Origin of the sequence: Pseudomonas sp. ICMP 8385, from assembly GCF_002699915.1 — a bacterium.
Lineage (GTDB): Bacteria > Pseudomonadota > Gammaproteobacteria > Pseudomonadales > Pseudomonadaceae > Aquipseudomonas > Aquipseudomonas gessardii.
Map to the genome: position 1 here is coordinate 1 of NZ_LKBY01000170.1, position 4,979 is coordinate 4,979.

The window sequence follows — 4,979 nt, forward strand, 5'->3', positions numbered from 1 at the left end:
TGGCTGCGCCATGTCATCGGGGTGGCTGAAATTCATCGTTGGCACCACAAGCGCGACTTCGAAGATGCCCAGGTGAACTGCGGCGAATTTCTGATGGTGTGGGATCGGCTATTCGGGACGTTCTACGACAGTACAGGAAAGCAGGGCGACGCCAATGTCGGCTTGCGTGAGAGGGACTATCCCAAGGGTTACCTTGGTCAGTTGACCGAACCCTTTGGGCGAGACCGAGCCCGCACATAGCGTAGTGGGCCTCAAAGCTGTAGGCCCCATGTGTTTGCCTGGAATGATCTGGCTCGTGGGCGGAAGAGACTAGATGTTCCCGCATGCCAAGCAGACATGCGCTCTAACGAGGCAATCGATTCACTACCTATAAGCCCCGTCATTTGCAATTAATGCTGGTTGGTAGCCATGGAATGCAGGTCAGCGCGGATAAATGCAGGTTCATTCGCAGCTAATACTGGTTTGCCGGGCCGGTCAGTCGCAGTTAATTCCGGTCGAAAATCGTATTGATTGCAGGTCGGGACGTTTTCGTTTGCAAGCCGTTACAGGTAGGGAGGGCCGGTCAGTCGCAGTTAATTCCGGTCGAAAATCGTATTGATTGCAGGTCGGGACGTTTTCGTTTGCAAGCCGTTACAGGTAGGGTTTGAGTCGCTTCAACCTCGGCCTGCAGATCCAGCACAAAATCAGGCCCCAACTCGTCCAGCTTGGTCAGCACACCGTCAACGGCTTCCAGCAACTGGCGAGGATCACCGCCTCGATCAGCGTATTCGCCCAGCAGCTCCGACCATTCGTCCTGCTGCGCGTCCCATTCCTCGGCTTCTTCGATCTGCTGGCTCAACTGGTCCGGGTCGATGGCCTTCATACCATGCGCACGCTCCAGCCAGTTTTCGGCCAGCATGCGTTCATCGCTGCCGTTGCTACCGAAGCGATCAGCCCGAGGTTTGTTTGCATAGTTCTGGATGCCAGCCAGGTCACCGATAAAGCTTTCGAGCAGATCGGCAGCTTTCATCTGATGCCGGCGTGCTTCCCATTCAAATTCGGGGGGGATGCGCACAGATACGACTTCCGTTTCGTCCGGTACGAACTCACCATTGGCCCCGGGCACAAGCCCTGCCGGTGCGAGAAAGCCGGTAGGCCGACTGTCGCAACGCCAACCGCATTGCAGATGAGCACGATGATGAGGCCACTTTCCATGATTAAGCGGCACCATGTGATATTCGTCGTTCGTGGTGTCCAGTTCGTATACGCGGCGCAGGCTCTGATCCTGGTATGCCCGGAAAATCGTGGAGCCGTATTCGGCTGCAGACGGAAATTGTGATGGCAGCACGTATCCCACTTTGCCTATGTCCTTCTCGTACACTGGGCGAGTGGCGCGCAAAACATGCTGTTTCCCCTGGTACTCAACGATCATTTGGGGCGTTACCCCGTCCTCGCTAAGCTGGCCACCGACAAGGGTCACGTTATGAATGGAAACCGAATGAACCCGGTCGCCGGGAAAAAAGAGTGCATCAAACGACATTACGTTTCTCCTTCCGACTTTTGCCGAGGCCCTGCCGATATTGACGGACCGCAAAAAACAGGGCGACTGGGGCTACCCAGGCAATCGCACCGATCAACAGATGGTTGTGGGTTCTCTCCGGGTAAGATTCCGCGAACTCATTACGGCGCGTGAAAATCCACTGACGCTGCGTGACGGCTTTGGCGAAGCAATTCTCGAATTTATCGAACCCGCACTGCTCAACTCCAGGTAGTGCTGGGATCTCTTCGACCGGTAGCGTGGCCGCTGGCCAGGTGAAATGTAGGGCGGCAACCACAAGCGCACTCCATAGCATTAGTGCAGCAGCAGATTTAGTAGCTCTCTCCATGAACCTCTCTCCTATCGACCTACTTTTTCGGGGCAGCAGGCTGCGGGAATGGCTTGGCCATTTCCCGTACCTGCTCGGCCAGCTCGGGGGGCAGCCACACAAGAACGGGTACCAGTTCGCCGGCGCCCTGTTCTTCAAGGATTTTCCGCACGCGCTTAACCGCTGCGTGGGCGGTCTGCTTGGTCATCCCTCTGGCCTCGGCTACGTCGGTGATGCGCTGGCCATCGACCAGAACGGCCTTGGCCACCTCGACAGTCGAGATGGCCAGGCGCTTGGAAGCAAACAGGGGCGCAACCTTCTTCCATTCTTCTTTGGTGTACATCGGCTGCATTCATCAGCTCCTAGTGTCAGTAGTCAATCAGTCGCGGCCCCCTGCTCGCGGATCCGCTGCCAGATCTCGCAATGCGTGATCGTTGGCAGCGCCAGGAACGACCAGTAAAGCCCGTTTGAACGGGCGTACACGCGCACCAGGTCGCCAACCTCGGGGGCCTGCAGTATGAACGAATCGCCGGCCTCGCCGGCCTTGTAATCAAGCACCTGAGCGCGGCTTAGCGCGAAGTCATACCGGGTTTCGGTGATGCGCGCCGGCTGGGTGCCGTGGGCGGCTTCCTGTGCTTGCAGAAAGCCTACTTCATCCCCCAGCACAGCGCCGGGGTGCCTTAGCTGGATCTCTGGCAGCATGAGCCAGGTTCCGCGAGCGGCCCATACATTGGGGCCGATCTGACGGGCGTAATCGATGATTGCGGTTTGACCAGGTACATAGAAAACTTTTTGCATGGCTGCGATCTCCTTGCATGGGGCAGACCGGGCGCGCTGCGCGCCCGGCCTGTGGCAGTTAGGCGGCTTGGCGCAGGTGCTGAGCCAGTACCCACAGGGCGCGATTAAGCTTTACGTCCTGGTCAATGCCGGTCACGGCACGGGTGCTGGTACGGCGCCCTTGCTTGTTGCGGCCTCGCAGCCCTCCCTTGATGGTGTTTTCCTGTACGCGGTTGAAGGTCGACCAGAGGTCATTGGTAGCGTCTTCGCGGCGACGTGGTTCCAGCAGTTGGCGTGCAGTAACCGGAGCAGGGCCGTCTGCCGGGTCATAGCGGTAGGCAAGTGCAGCCTCGGCAAATGCGTGCTGCAGGTCGTTGCCAAGCTGGATACCCTTCATGGTTTCGCGTTGATCCTGAATCAGCTCGAACTGATTCAGGACTTCATAAGCGCCCTCGATCACATCCCCGATAACGTCCTGGCGACCGCTGTGGCGAACTTTCTGATCCATCGCGGCATCACCCAGCACCAGGCCATTGGCACACACGAAACGGAAGCAACCGCCCATCATCTGGTAGCTGCTGGTGCCGTCGTGGCTGTTCAGCAGAATGATTTCGTTGGCCTCTTTGGCAACGATGGTGTTGGCGTGACGCAGGCGGATCATGTGCTTGGTGTGTTCGCGCTTGTCGGTGTTACGCACGCGGGTTTGGCATGCCATGAATGGCATGAAGCCTTCACTGCGCAGCGCTTCCAGTACGTCAACGGTGGGAATGTAGCGGTAGCGATCGGAGCGGCTTTCGTGTGCTTCCTCGGCAAAGATTGAGGGGGCAACACGGGCAATCTCGTCATTGCTCAGCGGGCTGTCGCTGCGGACCATGCAAGGGTTACGGAAGTTGCTGGATAGACGCATTTTTGAATCTCCTTCGCGATTTGCCTGGAGCGGTTGCCGCCGCTGGTTCCAGGCTGTCGAGGCGGGATTGCTTCGACGGGGTTAGTATCGCAAAGGCACAAACAGAAGTCAACTATTAGTCAAATCTAAATTGACCATTTGTCGAACAAAAAACCCGGCTAATGCCGGGCTTCTTCGTTGATGGATGGTTATTGGAGGTGCCAGTTGAAGCGGTACGGATCCATGAACGGTATGTCGTCATCGAAGCTGTCAAAGTCTGCCGCTGGCTGCGGCGCCGGCTGTGCCGGGCGCTGCGGTGGCTGCTGACGCGGGGCTTGCTGGCGGGGGGCCTGGTTGCTGCCGCCCTGGTTGTAGGGGTCGCCGCCCTGCTGCTGGTTTTGCGGGCGACCGCCGAGCAGCTGCATGGTGCCGTTGATGTCGACGATGATTTCGGTGGTGTAACGCTTGATGCCGTCCTTTTCCCACTCGCGGGTTTGCAGTTTGCCTTCGATGTAGCACTGCGAACCTTTACGCAGGTATTCACCAGCGATTTCGGCCACTTTGCCGAACAGCGACACACGGTGCCACTCGGTGCGCTCGACCTTCTGGCCGGTCTGTTTGTCGGTCCACTGCTCGCTGGTGGCCAAGCTGAGGTTGGTCACGGCGTTGCCATTGGGAAGGTAGCGGACCTCGGGATCCTGCCCGCAAGTACCGACCAGGATCACTTTGTTTACGCCACGGGCCATGATGAATCTCCTTTTCCGTTTGAATTAATCGTTCTCGAAACAACCGCAAGGGCAGGTCATTACGTCCAGGCCGTGCCAGCAGAGGCCGTTATCCGCGTCCTCCTGCCGCTGTGCTTCGTTTTCACTGGCGGACATATAGCCATAAGCCTCGCGGGCGTACGCGAACGCTTCTGCCACTCCCTCGGCATGCTCATCGGTGCCGAACTCGTCATCCATGCTCGCACAGAAGGCGTTGTGCACCATGGTGTCATAGGTTGGAAAGCGCCCGCATGCCGCGCCGTAGAGATCGTCAACCTTGCGCTCCATCGCCTCGATGTTCGAATCCACGACAGGCGCCCAGATCTTTTTGGCGAAGTTCAGAAAGTCGGCTGAGGTGAGCCAGTTGTTGAAGCTGAGGGCGGGTGCTTGAGCGGTGATAGTCATGCGTAAACTCCTTCGCGATTTGCCTGGAGCGGTTGCCGCCGCTGGTTCCAGACCGTCGAAGCGGAATTGCTTCGACATGAGTAGTATCGCCCAACGCCTAACTAAAGTCAACTATTGGTCAAATCTATATTGACCGATTGTCGCGTTTCTCGCACGCGAGAAATCTGCTTTTTCTTGATCCGAACGCTTGACCGCTTTACCGAGCTGCTTTAATGCCGAGCGTGGGGCGCGGGAAACAAACGCTTTTCAAAGCAGCAGCCGCGAAGCGGATGCCGCCTTGCTCTTTGGGAATGGAAGCGCCCC

8 protein-coding genes are annotated in these 4,979 nt (G+C 57.8%); 1 reads left to right on the forward strand and 7 read right to left on the reverse strand.

The features are described from left to right. Positions 1-240, forward strand: a 240-nt coding sequence (locus tag AO268_RS32070) for a sterol desaturase family protein (protein WP_373562163.1), incomplete at its 5' end; no start/stop codon positions are given. A 322-nt stretch (positions 241-562) separates the two neighbouring features. On the opposite strand, the gene AO268_RS32075 is transcribed toward AO268_RS32070, so the two are convergent. The 7 genes from AO268_RS32075 to AO268_RS32105 all read right to left on the reverse strand — a co-directional run bounded on the left by AO268_RS32075 (position 563) and on the right by AO268_RS32105 (position 4,676). Next, positions 563-1,519, reverse strand: coding sequence for a hypothetical protein (locus AO268_RS32075; protein ID WP_099170901.1), 957 nt, complete (start codon positions 1,517-1,519; stop codon positions 563-565). Next, positions 1,509-1,865 (reverse strand): hypothetical protein, encoded by a 357-nt coding sequence (locus AO268_RS32080; protein WP_047710217.1) that lies wholly within the window; start codon positions 1,863-1,865, stop codon positions 1,509-1,511. The genes AO268_RS32075 and AO268_RS32080 overlap by 11 nt, the downstream gene beginning before the upstream one ends. Positions 1,866-1,884: 19 nt before the next feature. Then, complete coding sequence (locus AO268_RS32085; protein ID WP_042857733.1) at positions 1,885-2,196, reverse strand: TrfB-related DNA-binding protein; 312 nt, start codon at positions 2,194-2,196, stop codon at positions 1,885-1,887. A 23-nt stretch (positions 2,197-2,219) separates the two neighbouring features. Then, positions 2,220-2,642: a hypothetical protein gene (locus AO268_RS32090; RefSeq protein WP_047710216.1), complete on the reverse strand. Its 423-nt coding sequence runs from the start codon at positions 2,640-2,642 to the stop codon at positions 2,220-2,222. 58 nt (positions 2,643-2,700) lie between these two features. Further along, positions 2,701-3,528, reverse strand: a complete 828-nt coding sequence (locus tag AO268_RS32095; RefSeq protein ID WP_042857731.1) for a DUF932 domain-containing protein — start codon at positions 3,526-3,528, stop codon at positions 2,701-2,703. Positions 3,529-3,716: 188 nt separating this feature from the next. Then, complete coding sequence (locus tag AO268_RS32100; RefSeq protein WP_042857730.1) at positions 3,717-4,253, reverse strand: single-stranded DNA-binding protein; 537 nt, start codon at positions 4,251-4,253, stop codon at positions 3,717-3,719. 24 nt (positions 4,254-4,277) lie between these two features. Beyond that, positions 4,278-4,676, reverse strand: a complete 399-nt coding sequence (locus tag AO268_RS32105; RefSeq protein ID WP_050516197.1) for a hypothetical protein — start codon at positions 4,674-4,676, stop codon at positions 4,278-4,280. Positions 4,677-4,979: the final 303 nt, after the last annotated feature.